This is a genomic window from Microbacterium cucumeris (assembly GCF_058349845.2).
Genome location: NZ_JBYRIZ020000002.1, coordinates 411,816 through 429,357 on the forward strand (window position 1 = coordinate 411,816; position 17,542 = coordinate 429,357).

A 17,542-nucleotide genomic window follows, 5' to 3' on the forward strand; every position below is an offset into this window, starting at 1 on the left:
CATGACGGAGAACAACCTCGCCATCGTCGTCCTCGCCGCAGGTCAGGGGACGCGGATGAAGTCCCGCCTGCCGAAGGTGCTGCACCCGGTGGCCGGACGGCCGCTCGTGGGCCATGTGCTCACGACGGCTGCACGTCTGGGCGCGGATCGCATCGAGGTCGTCGTGCGGCACGAGCGCGACCAGGTGGTCGCTGCGCTGACCGACGTGTACCCCGGCACGATCTTCGTGGACCAGGACGAGATCCCGGGCACCGGGCGCGCGGTCGAGGTCGCGCTGGACGCGATCCCGGACTTCGACGGCGACGTGCTCATCCTGTCCGGAGACTGCCCGCTCGCCGACGCCGACACGCTCTCCGCCTTCGTCTCGGAGCATCGTGCCGCGGGGGCGGCCGCCACCCTCATGACGGCGGTCGTCGAGGACCCGACGGGATACGGCCGGGTGATCCGCGACGCCGCCGGGGATGTCGACCGCATCGTGGAGCAGAAGGACGCCACCGCCGAGGAGGCGGCGGTCCACGAGATCAACGCCGGGATGTACGTGTTCCGCGCCGCGGCGCTGCGCGCGCACCTGCCGGCCATCGGCACCGACAACGCGCAGGGCGAGAAGTACCTCACCGACGTCCCTGGGCTGCTGCGCCTGGCCGGCGACCGCGTCGCGGCATCCGTCGTCTCCGACGTCACGGTGACCTACGGCGTGAACGACCGCGCGCAGCTGGCCGAGGTGGGCCGGCTGCTCAACCAGCGCATCGTGCGCCGCTGGCAGCTCGAGGGCGTCACGGTCATCGATCCGGCGACGACCTGGATCGACGACGACGCGAAGCTGTCCCCGGACGTCACCGTGCTCCCGCACACGCAGATCCTCGGCGCCACCGTCGTCGCGCCCGGTGCGACCGTCGGCCCCGACACGACACTGGTGGACTGCGAGATCGGCGAGGACGCCGTCGTCAAGCGCACCGACGCCACCCTGGCCGTCATCGGCGCCGGAGCCACGGTGGGCCCGTTCTCGTTCCTGCGACCGGGGACCGTGCTGGGGGCGAAGGGCAAGATCGGCGCGTACGTCGAGACGAAGAACGCCGAGATCGGAGAGGGCAGCAAGGTGCCCCACCTGTCGTACGTCGGAGACGCCACGATCGGCCGCGGCGTCAACCTCGGCGCCAGCACCATCACGGCCAACTACGACGACGTCAACAAGCACCGCACCGAGATCGGCGACGAGGTGCACACCGGCTCGCACACGGTGCTCGTGGCTCCCGTTAGGCTGGGTGCTGGAGCGAAGACCGGAGCCGGTGCCGTCGTCCGCAAGGACGTCCCGGCGGGTGCCCTGGCCATGAGCGTCGCCCCTCAGCGCAACATCGAGGGGTGGGTCGAGAAGAACAGGGCGGGCACGGGCGCGGCTGAGGCGGCATCCCGTGCTCACGAAGCGGCAGAGAAGGCAGGCGATGGCGCGCAAGAAGAAGACCGTTGAACTGGATCGGGACAACGGCGTAGCGCCGGGACTCGTCGCCAAGACGAAGAAGCGCCTGGTCGTCGCGGGCGGCCGGTCCCACCCCGAGCTCACGCGCGCGGTCGCCGAGGCGCTGGGCACGGAGCTCGCACCCACCGAGCACCGCACGTTCGCGTCGGGGGAGATCTACTCGCGGTTCGAGGTGTCGATCCGCGGGTGCGACCTGTTCCTCGTGCAGACCTTCGGGGAGCCGGTGAACGAGTGGCTCATGGAGACGCTCATCATGATCGACGCGGCCAAGCGCGCCTCGGCCAAGCGGATCACGGTCGTCGCGCCGTACTATCCGTATTCGCGGCAGGACAAGAAGGGCCGCGGACGCGAGCCGATCAGCGCCCGCCTCGTCGCCGATCTGCTGAAGACCGCCGGCGCGGACCGCGTCATGAGCGTCGACCTGCACGCCGCGCAGATCCAGGGCTTCTTCGACGGCCCCGTGGACCACCTGTTCGCCAAGCCTGTGCTGCTGGACCACTTCGAGCGCACGCTGAGCCCCGAGGACCGCGAGATCCTCACGGTCGTCTCTCCCGACATGGGCCGCGTCCGCGTCGCCGACACGTGGTCGGACAGCCTGGGCGCACCGCTGGCGATCATCCACAAGCGCCGCGACCCGAAGGTCGCCAATCAGGTGTCCGTCCACGAGATCGTCGGAACCGTCGAGGGCCGCACCTGCCTGCTCGTGGACGACATGATCGACACCGGCGGCACGATCGTCAAGGCCGCCCAGGCACTGAAGGCCAACGGCGCGCACCGCGTCATCGTCGCGGCGACGCACGCGATCTTCAGCGACCCGGCCTCCGAGCGCCTGCAGGACTCCTCGATCGACGAGGTCGTGGTGACCGACACGATCCCGCTGACCGAGTCCCGTCAGTGGGAGAACCTCACGATCCTGCCGATCGCCCCGCTGCTGGCGCGCGCGATCCGCGAGGTCTTCGAGGACGGATCGGTCACGAGCATGTTCGGCGGCGACGCCTGAGGCGTCTTAGCCGCTCTGCTCGACGACGGTGACGCCCGCCGGGATCGGCGACGCGAGCACGGCGGCGAGCAGCATCGCGTCGTCCCGGTCGAATCCGCCCGAGATCACGAGTTCGCTCTCCAGCGACTCGCCGCACCCCACGGCGACGCTCGGCGCCGTGAGGATCTCACCGTCGAGCACCATTGCGATGCGGTTCTCCTGCCCCTGAGCGCAGGCGGCGGCGGCGCTCAGTTCCTGCATCGTCCCGGCGCCGGACTCGGTGAAGTCCACCTCGATGACCCAGTTCGTGTCCTGCAGGTCCGCGGTCGCGTCCGCGATTCCGAGGGGTGAGGACGGGCCGAGCCCGAGCGGCGCGGAGGAACCGGGATCCGTTCCCGAGCAGGGCTCCTCGTCCGCGGCCTCCGTGCACGGCGTCGTCGCAGCGGCGTCGTCGGCGAGGACGGGACGGAGGGACGTCGCGCCGCCGGCTGTGAAGAGCTCGTCTCCGCCGGGCACGGCGCCCGCCTCGTAGTCGATGGTGATCGCCGTGCCGTCGACCTCGACCGCGTGCGCGGCATCGAGCGCTTCGAGACGCTCTTCGAGCGCGGCCGCGAGATCGCGTGCGTCCTCGGTGCCGGGCGGCGCCTCGAGGACGATCTGCGCCATCGGCACCTCTGGCGCGATCAGAGCGCATCCGCCGGTTCCGACTGTGACGGTGATCGCCATGATCGCGAGTCCGATCGTCCTGTTGGCTCGCACGCGGGAACCCTACCAGGCGCACCGCGCGCGGAAGCCACAGCCCAGCCATAGTGTGCGGCCCTAGGCTCGCAGCAACCGACCATTCCAGGAAGGACCAGCCATGAACCGCACGACCGTTCCCCTTCCCCTCCGCACCGGAGCCGCCGTCGTCGGCGTCGCCGGGATGCTGGCTCTCGCCGGCTGCTCCGGCGCGGCGGATGCCGAGGGCCAGTCCGACGCCGGCACGACGTCTGATGCCGGCACGAACGGCGGGTCCACGGGCGACTACGCCGACGGCACCTACACGGCGGAAGGGTCGTACCAGACGCCGGAGACCGTCGAGACGATCTCGGTGACGCTCACTCTCGCTGACGGCGTCGTCACGGAGGTCGAGGTGACCGGTGATCCGCGGGCGCGCGAGACCGAGCAGTACCAGGGCCAGTTCATCGACGGCATCGAGGAGGAGGTCGTGGGCGTCGCGATCGACGAGCTGGCCGTGGACCGTGTCGCCGGCTCCTCGCTCACGAGCGGCGGCTTCAACGCCGCCGTCGAGGACATCAAGGAACAGGCCGCGGCTTAGGGGACGGAGATGGCGCTCTGGCGGTTCGATGCCATCGGAACCCGGTGGGACATCGAGACCGCACGGGAACTCGGCGAGGACGAGCGGGCCGCGGTCGACGCCGTGATCGAGCGGTTCGATCGGGAATGGTCGCGTTTCCGCGAGGACTCGGTGGTGTCGTCGCTCGGGGGCGGCGGGTCGGCGGAACTGCCTGCGGACGCCGCGGACATGCTGGAGCTGTACCGCGAGCTGTCCGAGGCGACCGACGGCGCCGTGAACCCGCTGGTCGGTGCGGGCCTGAGCGCGCTGGGATACGACGCGTCGATCTCGCTGGTCGCCGGTGCCGCACGCCCGGCGCCGCAAGACTGGCAGGACATCCTCGGCTGGACGGAGCGGCTGACGCTGACCGAGCCCGCAGCTATCGACGTGGGCGCTCTCGGGAAGGGACGCCTGGTCGACCTGGTCCGCGCGGAGCTCGCCCACATCCCCGGGAACCTCGTCGTCGACGCCTCCGGTGATCTCGCCGTCCGCGGGGCCGCTGTGCGCATCGCCCTGGAGCATCCCTTCGACGCGCGCCGGGCGATCGGCGTCGCCACGATCGCCGATCAGGCGCTCTGCGCCTCGGCGATCAATCGGCGCGCGTGGGGCGACGGTCTTCATCACGTCCTGGACGCCCGGACCGGCATGCCGGTGCGCACGTGGGCCGCGACCTGGGCGATCGCAGACGACGCGATGCATGCGGATGCCGCCGCCACCGCCCTGTTCTTCGACGGCGGCGCGGAGCTGGCGGCGCGCTGGGGTGTCGAGTGGGTGAGGATGAGCACCGACGGGCGAGCGCAGCGCTCGCCGGGGTGTCCCGTCGAGCTGTTCACCGCGGCATCCTGACGGCGCGCGAGGCCGGGGATGTCGCAGAGCCGACGATGAGGAAGAGTGGAACCGTGACGACCTCTTTCACCGCCCTCCGCCAGCGGGTGCTGGCGCTGCTGGGCTCGCTGTCGATGTACCGGCTCGTGCTGTTCTCGCTCATGGCGCTGGGCCTGATCGCCCTCGTGCTGTCGGCCCTCGGTGTCATCGTGTCGCCCTCGCCGCTGGAGATCCTGGTCTCCTTCGCGGTCCTCGCCGTCGTGATCTCGGCGGTGGATGCCGCGGCGCAGCGCATCCTGCGCCTGCCCTGGCGCATCGAGTCCTCGCTCGTCACCGCGCTCATCCTGCTGTTCGTGCTGCGACCGGGCTACGAGCCCGCCGCGATCCTGGGCATCGCCATCGCCGGCGTCGTGGCCAGCCTGTCGAAGTACCTGATCGCCTGGCGGGGTCGGCACGTCCTGAACCCGGCCGCCTTCGGCGCGGCGTTCGTGTCGATCCTCGGTTCCTTCGGCGCATTCGCCTGGTTGGGGACCTCGGCGTCCTGGTGGGTCGGCACGCCGTCGCTGGCGGTCCCCGTCGCCCTGCTCGGGTTGATCGTGTTGTGGCGCACCGAGAAGGTCCGCGTGGTGCTGTTGTTCGTGCTCATCGCGATCGGCACGGCGGTGCTGCGCCAGTTCGTGCAGGGGCAGCAGGCCGGCCTGGACGTCGATCTCGCCGCGGCGCTGTCCTTCGCGGTGCTGCAGACGCCGTTCCTCTTCCTCGGCGCGTTCATGCTGTCGGAGCCCCTGACCCTGCCGCCCCGGCGCTGGCAGCAGTTCTGGGTCGCGGGCGTCGTCGGCGTGCTCGCCGGCTGGCCGATCTCGGTCGCGGGACTGTTCACCCTGGGGCAGGAGCGGGCGCTGCTGATCGGCAACCTCCTCGCCTTCGTGTTCGCGCTGCGCGGATCCGTGCGCCTCACCCTCGCGACGCGCGAATCCATCACCCCGACCGTGCAGGAGCTGACGTTCCAGACCCGGGGGAGGCTGCGTTTTCTGCCGGGGCAGTACCTCGAGCTCGACGTGCCTCACCGGCATCCCGACGCCCGAGGGACCCGGCGCGAGTTCAGCATCGTCTCCGCGCCCGCGGATCTGCCCACGCTGCGCATCGCGTACAAGAACGGCGACCAGAAGCATCCGTCCAGCTACAAGCGCGCGCTCGCCGCGGCGGAGCCAGGCGCGACGCTCGCCGTCACCGGCACGTGGGGGGACTTCCTGCTGCCGCGCGGCGAGGCACCCGTGCTCATGGTCGCGGCCGGCATCGGCGTCACGCCGTTCGTCTCGCAGCTGCGTCAGCTGCAGCTCACCGGGCAGGAGCGCGACGTCGTGCTCGTGTACGTGGCCGCCGAGGCGTCGGAGCTCGCCTTCCGCGACGAACTGGCGGCTACCGGCGTCCCGGTCGTCGTGTTCACCCGGGACGAGCCGGCCGACCTCCCGCCGCACTGGAGCTGGGCGCAGGGAGTCCGACTGGACGCGGCGGGGCTGGAACGCGTGGTCAGCGATCTGCCGCTGCGGCACGCGTACATCTCCGGGCCGCCGCGTCTGATCGCCGATCTCGCTCCCGCGCTGCACAAGGCGCGGTCGCTGACCACGGATGCCTTCGCCGGGTACTGACGCGATCAGGCGGTCGCAGCCTCGTCCGGCTGCGCGTCGACGGACGCCGGATTCGCGGGGATCCGGACCGTGAAGGTCGTCGACCCCGGCCGGCTGTCCACCGCGATGTCTCCGTGATGGCCCTCCACGATCGCCTTCACGATCGCCAGGCCGAGTCCCGTGCCTCCGGTCTGGCGGGCCCGCGAGCTGTCCCCTCGGGCGAACCGGGCGAACAACTCGTCGCGCACGCCTGGATCGATGCCCGGGCCGTCGTCGTGCACGCGGAGGATGCCGTGCTCGCCCTCGCGCGCGACCGTCAGCGTGATCTCGGTGCCGGCCGGCGTGTGGGTGCGCGCGTTCGCCAGGAGATTGGTGACCACCTGGTGCAGGCGGCCGGTGTCGCCGAGGACGACGACCGGCTCCTCGGGCACGTCGAGATTCCAGACGTGGTCCGGTGCGGTCGGCCGTGCATCGGCGACTCCCTCCACGGCCAGCTGCGTGAGATCGACCGTGCCGTAGACGAGCTCGCGTCCCTCGTCCAGACGTGCGAGCAGCAGCAGGTCCTCGACGAGCCGCGTCATCCGCAGCGATTGGGCCTGGATGCGCTCGAGCGCGGACTCCGTGCTCTGCATGGCCGCGGGAGACTGCGCGGTGCCGTCCTTCTCCGCCTTGTCGAGTGCCTTGAGCGACAGCTCGGAGTACCCGCGGATCGAGGCGAGCGGTGTGCGCAGCTCATGGCTCGCGTCGGCGACGAAGCGCCGCATGCGCTCCTCGTTCTGCTGGCGCGCGGACAGCGAGCTGTCGACGTGGTCGAGCAGCGTGTTCAGCGCGGCGCCCACGAGCCCGGTCTCGGTGCGCGGGTCCGCTTCGGCGGCGGGGACGCGTTCGGTGATCGAGACCTCGCCGCGGTCGAGCGGCTGGTTCGCGACGCGGGTCGCGGTGGCGGCGACCGCCCGGAGCGGGCGCAGGCCCACCCGGATCGTGATCGCCGTGGTGAGCGCGAGCAGGATCAGCCCGCCGAGCGTCGCCATCGCGATGACCGTGAACAGGCGCGTCAGCGTGTTCTGGATCTCATCACGGGGGAGCCCCGTGACGACGGTGATGCCGTGCTCCGTCTGGCTTGCGGCCAGGCGGTACGACCCGAGTCCGTCGATGGTGACCGTGGTCAGGTTGTGCTGGATGCCTTTGGCGACCTGGCTCAGCTGATCCGAGGTGAGTTCGTTCGTCTCGCCCTGTTCGACGATCACTCCGCTCGGCGCGATGGCGTCGGGCCCGCCGGCGATCGCGAACAGCACGCCGTCGCCGGAGGGGACGCCCTCGATCACGGTCTGGGCCGTGGGCTCGATTCCGTACAGCTCGGCCCGCTGGATCCGCGGATCCGTCAGGGAACTGAGCTGGCCGAGGTTGGAGAGCACCTTCTGGTCGAGCTGGTCCTCGAGCGTCCGCCCCAGCGTCGCGCTCGTGATCAGCGCCACGATGATGAGAATGAGGGAGACGAACCCGATGACCGCCGCCATCAGCCGGGTCTGCAGGCTCACCGGCCGGCGGGTCGGGTTCGCCGTCGTCACTGCGGTGCCTTGATCATGTACCCGACGCCGCGGACGGTGTGCAGCAGCGGCGTGCGTCCCGCGTCGATCTTCTTGCGCAGGTATGAGATGTACAGCTCGACGACGGAGGACTTGCCGCCGAAGTCGTAGCTCCAGACGCGATCGAGGATCTGGGACTTGGACAGGACCCGTCGCTCGTTGCGCATGAGGTAGCGCAGCAGCTCGAACTCGGTCGCGGTGAGCTCGATCTCGTCGCCCGCGCGCACGACCTCGTGGCTGTCCTCGTTGAGCGTCAGGTCGGCCACTCGCAGGATGGACTGGGCATCGTCGGCCGTGGCGTGACCGGTGCGGCGGATGATGGCGCGCAGCCGCGCGATGATCTCCTCCAGGCTGAAGGGCTTGGTGACGTAGTCGTCGCCCCCCGCCGTGAGCCCGGCGATGCGGTCGCTGACGGCATCCTTCGCGGTCAGGAACAGCACGGGCACGAAGTTCCCCGACTCGCGCAGCCGCTTGAGCACGGACATGCCGTCCAGGTCCGGCATCATGATGTCGAGGACGAGCGCGTCGGGCTCGAAATCCCTGGCCACCTGCAGTGCCTCGAGGCCGGACGAGGCCGTGCGCACCTCCCAGCCCTCCATGCGCAGCGCCATCGCGAGCAGGTCGGTGAGCATCTGCTCGTCGTCCACGGCGAGGATGCGCAGCGGCGAGCCGTCCGGGCGGCGGAGATCAGGCAGATCGTTGGTCATGACCCCATTCTGCGGAGTCTCCTATGTGATTTCTATGGAGTGCGTTATGTCCTGGCTGTGAATCCGTCGCCGGTGTCGCGGCCCCAGATCGAGCTCATCTCCGCGAGGGAGCGCTCGGTGATCGCGGACATCGCGGCCGCGGCCCTGTCGGCTTCACCGGCCTGGATGGCCGTCGCGATGTCGATGTGCCACTGCAGGGCCTCGGGGGCCGGATGCTGCGGCATGAGGCCGTATCGCGTGCGTCCGCGCATGACCTCCTCGACGAGCGGGTGCAGCTGGGCGAACATCTCGTTTCCGCTCATCTCGAGCACGAGGCGGTGGAACCGCGCATCCAGGTGGAGGAAGGCGTCGGCGTCGCCCTCGCGCCCCGCGGCCCACAGCCGCCCGGCGACCCCCACGAGATCTCCGGCGCCCTCCAGCGGTGCGCGCACGGCGGCGAGTCGAGCGGCGGCGGGTTCGATGGCGCCGCGCAGTTCGGTGAGCGACCGCAGCTGCGCGATCCGGCCCCGACCGGCCAGGCGCCATCGGATCACCTGGAGGTCGAAGCCGTTCCAGTGGCTCTCCGGCAGCACGCGCACGCCGACGCGGCGCTTCGCGGAGATCAGCCCCAGGGCCTCCAGAGCGTGCAGCGCCTCGCGGACGACCGAGCGCGAGACCTCGAAGCGGGTCTGGATCGACTCGGTCGTGAAGGTGGCTCCCGTCGCGATGAGGCCGTCGCAGATCTCGTGCCCGAGCGTGTCGAGCACGATGCCGCGCAGATCGCCGTTCCCGGACGGCGGGGTCTCCTCGGGCTCGGTCACAGGATAAGCATACCTTTCCCTCTCCGAGGAGTTGAGTCATCATACTTATTCTCGATAGCCTGGGGGCAGAAGTGAGGAGTGTCGACGGTGACGAAGCAGCACGCGGTCTCGATCGTGGTCATGGGAACGCAGGGAGTGGGCAAGTCGACCGTCGGGCGCAGGCTCGCCGAGGCGCTCGGCGTCGCGTTCGTCGACGGCGATGACCTGCACCCGGAGCGCAACATCGCCCTCATGGCGGCCGGGACGCCACTGACGGATGCCGATCGCGAGCCGTGGCTGCACCTGGTGGGCGGCGTGCTCGCCGAGCGCGAGTCGTGCGGGGGAGCCGTCATCGCCTGTTCCGCACTGCGCCGCCGCTACCGCGACCTCATCCGCGCGCACGTACCGCACGCCTACTTCGTCGAGCCCTGGGGGCCGATCGAACTGGTCGCCGAGCGCGTCGGCGCGCGGGATCACGAGTACATGCCCGCGACGCTCCTGCGGTCGCAGTACGACACCCTCGAGCCGCTGGCCGCGGACGAGGACGGAATCCGTGTGAGCGTCGTGTCCACGCCCGAGGAGATCGTGGACATCGTGCTGGCGGATTACTCCGGATTCCGGGCGGAGGGCGGCGCATGAGCGACGTGATCGAACGCGTCGAGACGTTCCCGGTCGCTCCGCGCTGGCTGTTCGTCCGGATCGAGACGGCGGACGGCCTCGTCGGGTGGGGCGAGGCCTCGCTCGAAGGCTATGCGGACGTGGTGCGCGCCGCCGTCGACCAGTTCGCGGTGTACCTCGTCGGCAAGGACCCCGGTCTGATCGAGGAGCACGGGCAGGTGCTCGCCAAGGGGCAGTTCTATCGGGGCGGTGCCGTGCTCGCCAGCGCCGTGGCCGGGGTCGACCAGGCGCTGTGGGACCTCAAGGGCAAGCGGCTCGGCGTTCCCGTGCACGATCTGCTCGGAGGGGCGGTGCGCGAACGCATCCGCGCCTACGGCTGGGTCGGCGGTGACGAGCCCTCCGAGGTGGCCGATCACATCGCCGCGCAGCTCGACGTGGGACTCACCGCGGTGAAGATGAACGCGTCCGGTCGCATGAGCCGCAACGGCTCGGTGGCCGAGCTCGACGGCGTCGTCTCCCGGGTCGCCGCAGCGCGCGAGGTGCTGGGTCCGGACCGCGACGTGGCCGTCGACCTGCACGGGCGCTTCACTCTCGCCACGGCACGCCGTCTGGCGCCGCTGCTCGAGCCGCTGCATCCGTTCTTCATCGAGGAGCCGGTCGTCCCGGAGAACTCGCACATGATCGGCCGCGTCGTCGACGCGACGACGATCCCGATCGCGACAGGGGAGCGGCTGTACAGCCGGCAGGAGTTCCTGCCCGTGCTGCAGGCCGGGACGGCGATCCTCCAGCCGGACGTGTCGCACGCCGGCGGCATCTCCGAGGTGCGCCGCATCGCCTCGCTCGCGGAGACCTTCGATGCCGTCATCGCCCCGCATTGCCCCCTCGGACCGCTGGCCCTGGCGTCCTGTCTCCAGGTCGGCTTCGCGTCTCCGAACCACCTCATCCAGGAGCAGTCGATCGGCATCCACTACAACGCCGGCGCCGAGGTGCTGGACTACGTCGCCGATACAGCGCCGCTGAAGTTCGTGGACGGTCATTTCGCGCGGCCCACCGGAGCGGGGCTCGGGATCGAGATCGACGAGCGAGCGGTCAGGGATGCCGCGGGGCGCTGGGAGCGCTGGCAGAACCCCGTGTGGCGGCATCCGGACGGCTCTGTGGCGGAGTGGTGAGCGGCCGGGAGCGAGGATCGGCTGTCGTGCTCTGACTGTCTCTGGTCGATGTCTGACCGGGAGGCTAGCGTGGCGGCATGACCGAACCCACTGTCGTCATCCGCCCCTCCACCACTGAAGACGTCGCCGCCGCGGTGCGGCGTGCGAAGCAGGAGTCCCTCCCCGTGACCGTCGTCTCCGGCGGGCATGGACCCTGGTCCCATGGGTCGAGCCCGGGGCTGCGTATCGAGCTCTCGGAGCTGAACAGTGTCGACGTGGACGGCACGACCGTGCGGGTCGGCGGCGGGGCGGTGTGGGGCGATGTCGCGGCGACCCTGGCCGGTCACGGACTCGCGATCAGCTCCGGTGACACCGCGACGGTGGGCGTGGGCGGGCTGACCCTCGGCGGAGGCGTCGGATGGATGGTCCGCTCCTGGGGGCTGGCGGCTGATCAGCTGATCGGCGTCGAGGTCGTGACCGCGGACGGCGACGTCATCGAGGCGTCTGCCGACGAGAACCCTGATCTGTTCTGGGCGCTGCGCGGGGGAGGCGGAAACTTCGGTGTCGTGACGCGATTCGATTTCGCCGCGCACCGCCTGGACGGCATCGCCTTCGCCGAGACCCGGTTCGCGGATCCGGCGTCCGTGCTGCGGGCGGTACGCGACCTGCTGACCGATGCACCGCGCGAGCTCACCGTGACCTATATGGACGTGCCGCCGATGGATCCGAGTGCGCCCGCGGGGGCGAGCCTCAGCGCCGTGTGGGCGGGAGCCGACGCGGAGCGTCTGCGCGCTGTTCTCGAGCCCATCACGCGGCTCGACGGCGTCGAGGCCGACATCACCACGCCGGCCTATCGCGACATCCTGATGGAGCCGCCGGTGCCGGCGGAGGGTGAGGAGCAGGTGCCGCCCGGTTTCGTCGGCGGCAACGGCCTCTACGTGCGTCTGGACGACGATCTCATCGACCGCCTGCTCGCGTTCCGCGCCGCATACCCGGCATCCGTGTTGTTCCTGCGCTCGCTCGGCGGTGCGTTCGGAGACGTCACGCAGGAGGCCACGGCCTTCCCCGCGCGGGAGGCGACCTGGTTCGTCATGGCCGGCGCCTTCGACATCCCGGGGCTCGTCGACGACGACACGAGGGCCGAGATCCTCGCGGACTGGGCGGTGATCGAGCGGAACCGGATCGCCGAGTACAGCAATTTCTCCCCCACGGAGCGCCCCGAGGCGGTGGCCGGCATGTTCGCGCCGGCTGCTCGCGAGCGCCTGAGGGAGATCAAGCGGACCTGGGATCCGGAGAACCTGTTCCGGCGCAATCACAACATCGTGCCGTGAAAGCGAAGGTCCGGGGAGCCCGCGGGCTCCCCGGACCTTCAGCGTCCGCGAGACGTCAGTGCGTGTCCTCGGCCTCGATCTCGGTGCGGTCGCCCGACCACAGAGTGTGGAACGTGCCGTCCTTGTCGATGCGCTTGTAGGTGTGCGCGCCGAAGAAGTCGCGCTGCCCCTGCACGAGTGCCGCCGGCAGGCGGTCGGCGCGGATGCCGTCGTAGTACGACAGCGACGACGAGAACGCCGGAGCCGGGATCCCCGCCTGAGCGGCGGTCACCACGACGCGGCGCCACGCGGCCTGGCCGCGGGTGAGCGCCTCGGCGAAGTACGGCGCCGTCATGAGGACGGGCAGATCCGGGGTCTCGGCGTAGGCGTCCGCGATGCGGTTGAGGAACTGCGCGCGGATGATGCAGCCGCCGCGCCAGATCTTGCTGATGGCGCCGAGGTCGATGTTCCAGCCGTACTCGGCCGCACCTGCGCGGATCTCGTCGAAGCCCTGCGAGTAGGCGACGATCTTCGAGGCGTACAGCGCCAGGCGGACGTCCTCGATGAACGCCGCCTCGTCAGAGACCGAGAACGCCTCGTCCGGGCCGGGCAGGGAGGCGGCGGCCTCGCGCTGCTCGGGGTGGCTGGACAGCGAACGGGCGAAGGTCGCCTCGGCGATGCCCGAGACCGGGACGCCGAGCGACAGCGCGGTCTGAACGGTCCAGGCCCCGGTGCCCTTGGCTCCGGCCTGGTCGAGGATGACGTCGACGAGCGGCTTGCCGGTGGCCGCGTCGATCTGACGCAGCACCTCGGCGGTGATCTCGATCAGGTAGGACTCGAGCTCGCCCTTGTTCCACTCGGCGAAGATGTCGGCGATCTCGGCGGGGGTCTTGCCCGTGCCGCGGCGGATCAGGTCGTACGCCTCGGCGATGAGCTGCATGTCGGCGTACTCGATGCCGTTGTGCACCATCTTCACGAAGTGCCCCGCGCCGTCGTGACCGACGTGCGTGACACAGGGCTCGCCCTCGGCGACCGCTGCGATGGACTTGAGGATCGGGCCGAGCGTGACCCACGACTCGTCCGAGCCGCCGGGCATGATGCTGGGGCCGGTGAGCGCGCCCTCCTCGCCGCCGGAGATCCCGGCACCGACGAAGTTCACGCCCGTCTCGCGGACCGCCTTCTCGCGGCGGATGGTGTCGGGGAAGTACGCGTTGCCGCCGTCGACGATGATGTCCCCGGGCTCGAAGACCTCGAGCAGGGAGTCGATCACGGCATCCGTCGGTCCACCGGCCTTGACCATGATGATCGCGGTGCGCGGCTTCTGCAGGGAGTCGGCGAACTCCTGATACGTGGATGCCGGGATGAAGCCGGCCTCGGGGTGCTCGTCCAGCAGCGTCTGCGTCTTCTCGAAGCTGCGGTTGAAGATCGCCACCGTGTTGCCCTCGCGGCTGGCGAGGTTGCGGGCGAGGTTCGAGCCCATGACGGCGAGTCCGACGACTCCGATGTTTGCCTGGCCGGCAGAGGACATTGATGCACCTTCCGTGAGGGGGATCGCCCGGGCGCGGAACCGCGCGGCTGCGGACCCTTCCAGATTACCCGGACGCGCCGCTCACGACGCGCGGGTTACGTTGTGCGGCTCAGTCCTTGCGGTAGCCCGAGCGGCCCATCGCGAACAGGGCTCCGGCGACGCCGACCGTGGCGCACACCGCCATGGCGCCGATGAGCCAGGCGATCGCGTGGGAGAAGAAGGCGCCGTCGAGCATTGCAGAACTCCTGGTTCGTGGGAAGGAAGTCGGGTGTCTTCAGCCTACCCGGGCATCGGGTACGATTGAGAAGTTCCTCGGCGAGGGATGCTTCGCGTGCGCGGCATCCGTGATCGACGCGGCGAAGCAGTCCTCGTGGCTGGATTCTCGCGTCTGCGTTCGAGAAGCCGAACTCAAGACCACCACGCGGCCGTCCGTCGCGTGCCAGAAGGAGAACCCATGTCTGACGACACCAAGGTCATCGCCGAGCTGCGCGACAGCTTCGGCAAGGGCTTCGCCCGTCGCCTGCGCGCTGCAGGCAAGATCCCCGCCGTGCTTTACGGCCACGGCACCGACCCGGTGCACGTCGCACTCCCGGGCCACCAGGTCGCGCTGATCATCCGCCGCGCCAACGCGCTGCTCGAGCTCGACATCGAGGGCAAGAGCCAGCTCGCCCTGGTGAAGGACGTCCAGAAGGACCCCGTGCACCAGATCATCGAGCACATCGACCTGCTGGTCGTGAAGAAGGGCGAGAAGATCCAGGTCGACGTCCCTGTCGTCCTCACCGGTGAGTCGTTCTCGGGCACCATCGCGAACCTCGACGCCACGACGCTCGCCGTCGAGGTCGAGGCCACGCACATCCCGGAGCACGTCGAGGTCTCGATCGAGGGTCTCGAGGAGGGCGCGCACATCACCGCGGCCGACGTGAAGCTGCCCAAGGGTGCGACGCTGCTCGCCGACCCCGAGCTGCTGGTCGTCGCGATCTCCGTTCCCGCCGCCACCGAGGCTGCGGAGGAGCCGGAGGGCGAGGCCGAGGCCGGCGAAGAGGCTTCCGAAGAGGCAGCTGCGGAGTAATCTCCGCCGCACTTCCGGCAGAGGGGACGCGAGTGATCGTGTCCCCTCTGCCATATCCTGGCGATGTTCGAGAGGAGCGTGCCGTGGCGCACACGTGGCTGGTCGTCGGGCTCGGGAACCCGGGTCCGCGTTACGAGACGACACGGCACAACATCGGTCAGATGGTGGTCGACGAGCTCGCCGCGCGTCGGGGCGAGACCTTCCGCGTGCACAAGGCGGGGGCCAGGGTCGTGGAGACCTGGCTGCGCCCGGGAGCGGACAAGCTCGTGCTGGCCAAGCCGAACACGTTCATGAACGTCTCCGGGACCCCCGTCGCGGCGCTCGCGCGGTTCTACACCGTGCCGTCCGAGCGCGTGATCGTCGTGCACGACGAGCTGGACATCCCGTTCGACACGATCAAGCTCAAGACCGGCGGCGGTCACGGCGGGCACAACGGCGTCCGCGACGTCGCGAGCGCACTGACGACGGCGGAGTTCCCGCGCGTGCGCGTCGGGATCGGACGTCCGACGGGACGCCAGGATCCGTCGGACTGGGTGCTCGCGCCGTTCGGCGGCGAGGAGCGCAAGAACCTGCCGATCCTGGTCTCGGATGCCGCGGACGCCGTCGAGACGCTGGTCGCGGACGGGTTGCTCGCCGCGCAGCAGACGCACCACGCGCCGCGCTGAGCGGCGTCAGACCGCGCCGAGGAGCGCCGCGGAGCCGACGGCGGCGCCGATGCTGAGCGCGAAGAACGCCACGATGAAGAAGATCACCGGCCCGATCACGGCGACGATGAGCGCGGCGATGCCCATACCCCGGCCGCGGCGCTTGACGATCGCGATGACGCCGAGGATGAACGCGGCGATGCCGAGCACCGTACCCGCCCAGAACGACAGTTCGGCCCACAGGACCTGGTCGCGTGCCGGTGACAGGAACGCGAGCGACTCGAGATCGGCGGTCGTGACGTTCTCCAGGGCGCTGGGGATGCGTCGCCCGACCTCCCAGGACGCGAAGCCGCCGATGACCGGCATCAGGATCGCGGCCGCGAGGGACAGGACCAGTGCGATCACGCCGGTGGTCCGGGACGGGGTCTCCGGCGCGGGGGCGACGGTATACGCTCCGGCCGGAGCCTGATAGCCGCCCACGGGGACCTGGTAGGCGCCGCCCGGGGCCTGGTACGGGGGCGTCGGCGCCGGGAACGCGGGCGCGGAGAACGCATCGCCGCCCGGCTGCGCCCCGGGTGCGGGCGCGCCGAAGGGTGCGACGTCGCGTGCGGGACCCTCGGGTGACGGCGTGCCGCCGTCCGGCCGCCCGCTCGGGGCAGTCTGCTGTCCGGCTTCGGCACCTGCCGGCGGAACCGGAGGCGCGGGCGGGGGAGCGGGGCGGAAGCCGTCTGGCAGCTGCGGATCGGTCACGCCCCCATCCTACGGGGGAGGGGTGCTCGATCCGCGTGTCGAAACCTGCAGATCCGGATGCCGGGACCGGTGCCGGGCCGGAATCCGATGATTCTGCAGGAGTTCGGAACACGCGTGCTCAGACGCGTCGAAGCAGCCCGACCTTGTCGTACACCGAGGCGAGGGTCGCGTCGGCGACGGCATCCGCCTTCTCCGCGTTCGCGGCGAGGATTCGGTCCAGCTCGGCCGGATCGTCCAGCAGCTCCAGCGCGCGCGCACGCACCGGCTCGAACTCGTTCACGACGACGTCTGCGAGGCCCTTCTTGAAGTCGCCGTACCCGCGGCCGGCGTACTCGTCCTCGATCGCCGCGACCTGGCGCCCCGTGAGCGCCGCATAGATCGTGAGCAGGTTCGAGACGCCCGGCTTGCTCTCGCGATCGAAGCGCACGCTGCCCTCGTTGTCCGTGACCGCACGCATGATCTTCTTCGCCGTCGCCGCGGGGTCGTCGAGCAGCCACAGCACACCCGCGTCGCTCTCGGACGACTTCGACATCTTCGCCGTCGGGCTCTGCAGGTCGTAGATGCGAGCGGTGTCCTTCTGGATCACCGGCACCGGCACCACGAACGCCTCCCCGAAACGCGCGTTGAACCGCTCGGCCAGGTCGCGGGTGAGCTCGACGTGCTGCTTCTGGTCGTCGCCGACCGGCACGACATCGGTCTGGTACAGCAGGATGTCGGCGGCCATCAGCACCGGATAGGTGAACAGCCCCACAGACGTCGCCTCGGCGCCGTAGCGGGCAGACTTGTCCTTGAACTGGGTCATGCGGCCGGCCTCGCCGAACCCTGTGATCGTCGAGAGGATCCAGGCGAGTTCGGCGTGCGCCCGCACGTGCGACTGCACGTAGAGGGTCGACTGCGACGGCTCGATGCCGGCGGCGATGTACTGCGCGGCCGTGCGCCGTGTCTTCTCCCGCAGCTCCTTCGGGTCCTGCGCCACGGTCAGCGCGTGCAGGTCGACGACCGAGAAGAACGCGTCATAGGAGGTCTGCAGCTCCCGCCACTGCAGCAGCGCTCCGATGTAGTTGCCGATCTGCAGGGAATCGGCGGAGGGCTGCATTCCGGAGTACAGGCGAGGTTTCGTCACGGTATCAATCCTATGGGGAGACGGGATGCCGTCCGCCG

Annotated in this window: 18 protein-coding genes; 10 read left to right on the forward strand and 8 right to left on the reverse strand. The window is 70.3% G+C overall.

Going from position 1 to position 17,542, the window contains the following annotated elements; genetic code table 11:
* Position 1 precedes the first annotated feature (1 nt).
* Positions 2-1,465 carry a bifunctional UDP-N-acetylglucosamine diphosphorylase/glucosamine-1-phosphate N-acetyltransferase GlmU gene (gene glmU / locus AC3RXZ_RS08530; protein ID WP_491493741.1) on the forward strand — a complete coding sequence of 488 codons (1,464 nt, stop codon included), beginning with the start codon at positions 2-4 and terminating at the stop codon, positions 1,463-1,465.
* Positions 1,440-2,474 carry a ribose-phosphate diphosphokinase gene (locus tag AC3RXZ_RS08535; RefSeq protein ID WP_243232350.1) on the forward strand — a complete coding sequence of 345 codons (1,035 nt, stop codon included), beginning with the start codon at positions 1,440-1,442 and terminating at the stop codon, positions 2,472-2,474. The genes glmU and AC3RXZ_RS08535 overlap by 26 nt, the downstream gene beginning before the upstream one ends.
* A 6-nt stretch (positions 2,475-2,480) precedes the next feature.
* Here the strand turns inward: AC3RXZ_RS08535 and AC3RXZ_RS08540 are convergent, their stop codons facing one another.
* Positions 2,481-3,212: a SecDF P1 head subdomain-containing protein gene (locus tag AC3RXZ_RS08540; protein ID WP_491493742.1), complete on the reverse strand. Its 732-nt coding sequence runs from the start codon at positions 3,210-3,212 to the stop codon at positions 2,481-2,483.
* Positions 3,213-3,312: 100 nt separating this feature from the next.
* On the opposite strand from AC3RXZ_RS08540, the gene AC3RXZ_RS08545 reads away from it, so the two are divergent.
* From AC3RXZ_RS08545 to AC3RXZ_RS08555, 3 genes are read left to right on the forward strand one after another with little or no spacing between them, the layout of a single operon-like run.
* The gene (locus AC3RXZ_RS08545; protein WP_491493743.1) at positions 3,313-3,771 is read left to right on the forward strand and encodes an FMN-binding protein; all 459 of its coding nucleotides are present in this window, start codon (positions 3,313-3,315) and stop codon (positions 3,769-3,771) included.
* A 9-nt stretch (positions 3,772-3,780) separates the two neighbouring features.
* Positions 3,781-4,635 carry an FAD:protein FMN transferase gene (locus tag AC3RXZ_RS08550; RefSeq protein WP_491493744.1) on the forward strand — a complete coding sequence of 285 codons (855 nt, stop codon included), beginning with the start codon at positions 3,781-3,783 and terminating at the stop codon, positions 4,633-4,635.
* 53 nt (positions 4,636-4,688) lie between these two features.
* Positions 4,689-6,263, forward strand: a complete 1,575-nt coding sequence (locus AC3RXZ_RS08555; protein ID WP_491493745.1) for an FAD-dependent oxidoreductase — start codon at positions 4,689-4,691, stop codon at positions 6,261-6,263.
* Between the two features lie 5 nt (positions 6,264-6,268).
* On the opposite strand, the gene AC3RXZ_RS08560 is transcribed toward AC3RXZ_RS08555, so the two are convergent.
* Genes AC3RXZ_RS08560 through AC3RXZ_RS08570 form a run of 3 tightly spaced genes read right to left on the reverse strand, consistent with a single transcriptional unit; the run spans position 6,269 to position 9,335 of the window.
* A complete protein-coding gene (locus AC3RXZ_RS08560; protein ID WP_491493818.1) occupies positions 6,269-7,780 on the reverse strand; it encodes a sensor histidine kinase in 1,512 nt (503 codons plus the stop codon).
* A 26-nt stretch (positions 7,781-7,806) separates the two neighbouring features.
* Complete coding sequence (locus AC3RXZ_RS08565) at positions 7,807-8,535, reverse strand: response regulator transcription factor (protein WP_491493746.1); 729 nt, start codon at positions 8,533-8,535, stop codon at positions 7,807-7,809.
* Between the two features lie 44 nt (positions 8,536-8,579).
* Positions 8,580-9,335 (reverse strand): FadR/GntR family transcriptional regulator, encoded by a 756-nt coding sequence (locus tag AC3RXZ_RS08570; RefSeq protein WP_308220974.1) that lies wholly within the window; start codon positions 9,333-9,335, stop codon positions 8,580-8,582.
* 87 nt (positions 9,336-9,422) lie between these two features.
* Here AC3RXZ_RS08570 and AC3RXZ_RS08575 point away from each other — a divergent pair, with 87 nt between their 5' ends.
* The 3 genes from AC3RXZ_RS08575 to AC3RXZ_RS08585 all read left to right on the forward strand — a co-directional run bounded on the left by AC3RXZ_RS08575 (position 9,423) and on the right by AC3RXZ_RS08585 (position 12,411).
* Positions 9,423-9,953 carry a gluconokinase gene (locus tag AC3RXZ_RS08575; RefSeq protein ID WP_491493747.1) on the forward strand — a complete coding sequence of 177 codons (531 nt, stop codon included), beginning with the start codon at positions 9,423-9,425 and terminating at the stop codon, positions 9,951-9,953.
* A complete protein-coding gene (gene dgoD / locus AC3RXZ_RS08580) occupies positions 9,950-11,101 on the forward strand; it encodes a galactonate dehydratase (protein WP_243232364.1) in 1,152 nt (383 codons plus the stop codon). Before AC3RXZ_RS08575 ends, dgoD begins: the two co-directional genes overlap by 4 nt.
* A gap of 77 nt (positions 11,102-11,178) precedes the next feature.
* Positions 11,179-12,411, forward strand: coding sequence for an FAD-binding oxidoreductase (locus tag AC3RXZ_RS08585; RefSeq protein WP_491493748.1), 1,233 nt, complete (start codon positions 11,179-11,181; stop codon positions 12,409-12,411).
* Between the two features lie 55 nt (positions 12,412-12,466).
* Here AC3RXZ_RS08585 and gnd read toward each other — a convergent pair whose 3' ends face one another.
* Together gnd and AC3RXZ_RS08595 are read right to left on the reverse strand one after the other, a co-directional pair.
* Positions 12,467-13,918, reverse strand: coding sequence for an NADP-dependent phosphogluconate dehydrogenase (gnd, locus tag AC3RXZ_RS08590; RefSeq protein WP_243232367.1), 1,452 nt, complete (start codon positions 13,916-13,918; stop codon positions 12,467-12,469).
* A gap of 109 nt (positions 13,919-14,027) precedes the next feature.
* Positions 14,028-14,153 carry a hypothetical protein gene (locus tag AC3RXZ_RS08595; protein WP_283818247.1) on the reverse strand — a complete coding sequence of 42 codons (126 nt, stop codon included), beginning with the start codon at positions 14,151-14,153 and terminating at the stop codon, positions 14,028-14,030.
* Positions 14,154-14,372: 219 nt separating this feature from the next.
* Between AC3RXZ_RS08595 and AC3RXZ_RS08600 the strand changes: the two genes are divergently transcribed.
* Positions 14,373-14,987, forward strand: coding sequence for a 50S ribosomal protein L25/general stress protein Ctc (locus tag AC3RXZ_RS08600; RefSeq protein WP_243232369.1), 615 nt, complete (start codon positions 14,373-14,375; stop codon positions 14,985-14,987).
* 83 nt (positions 14,988-15,070) lie between these two features.
* Positions 15,071-15,652, forward strand: coding sequence for an aminoacyl-tRNA hydrolase (gene pth / locus AC3RXZ_RS08605; protein WP_243232380.1), 582 nt, complete (start codon positions 15,071-15,073; stop codon positions 15,650-15,652).
* A 6-nt stretch (positions 15,653-15,658) separates the two neighbouring features.
* Here the strand turns inward: pth and AC3RXZ_RS08610 are convergent, their stop codons facing one another.
* Both AC3RXZ_RS08610 and trpS read right to left on the reverse strand, forming a co-directional pair.
* Entirely contained in the window at positions 15,659-16,381 is a 723-nt protein-coding gene (locus AC3RXZ_RS08610; protein WP_491493749.1) for a hypothetical protein, read from the reverse strand.
* A 118-nt stretch (positions 16,382-16,499) separates the two neighbouring features.
* On the reverse strand, positions 16,500-17,504 hold the full coding sequence (gene trpS / locus AC3RXZ_RS08615; protein ID WP_308220975.1) for a tryptophan--tRNA ligase: 1,005 nt from the start codon (positions 17,502-17,504) through the stop codon (positions 16,500-16,502).
* Between the last annotated feature and the right edge of the window lie 38 nt (positions 17,505-17,542).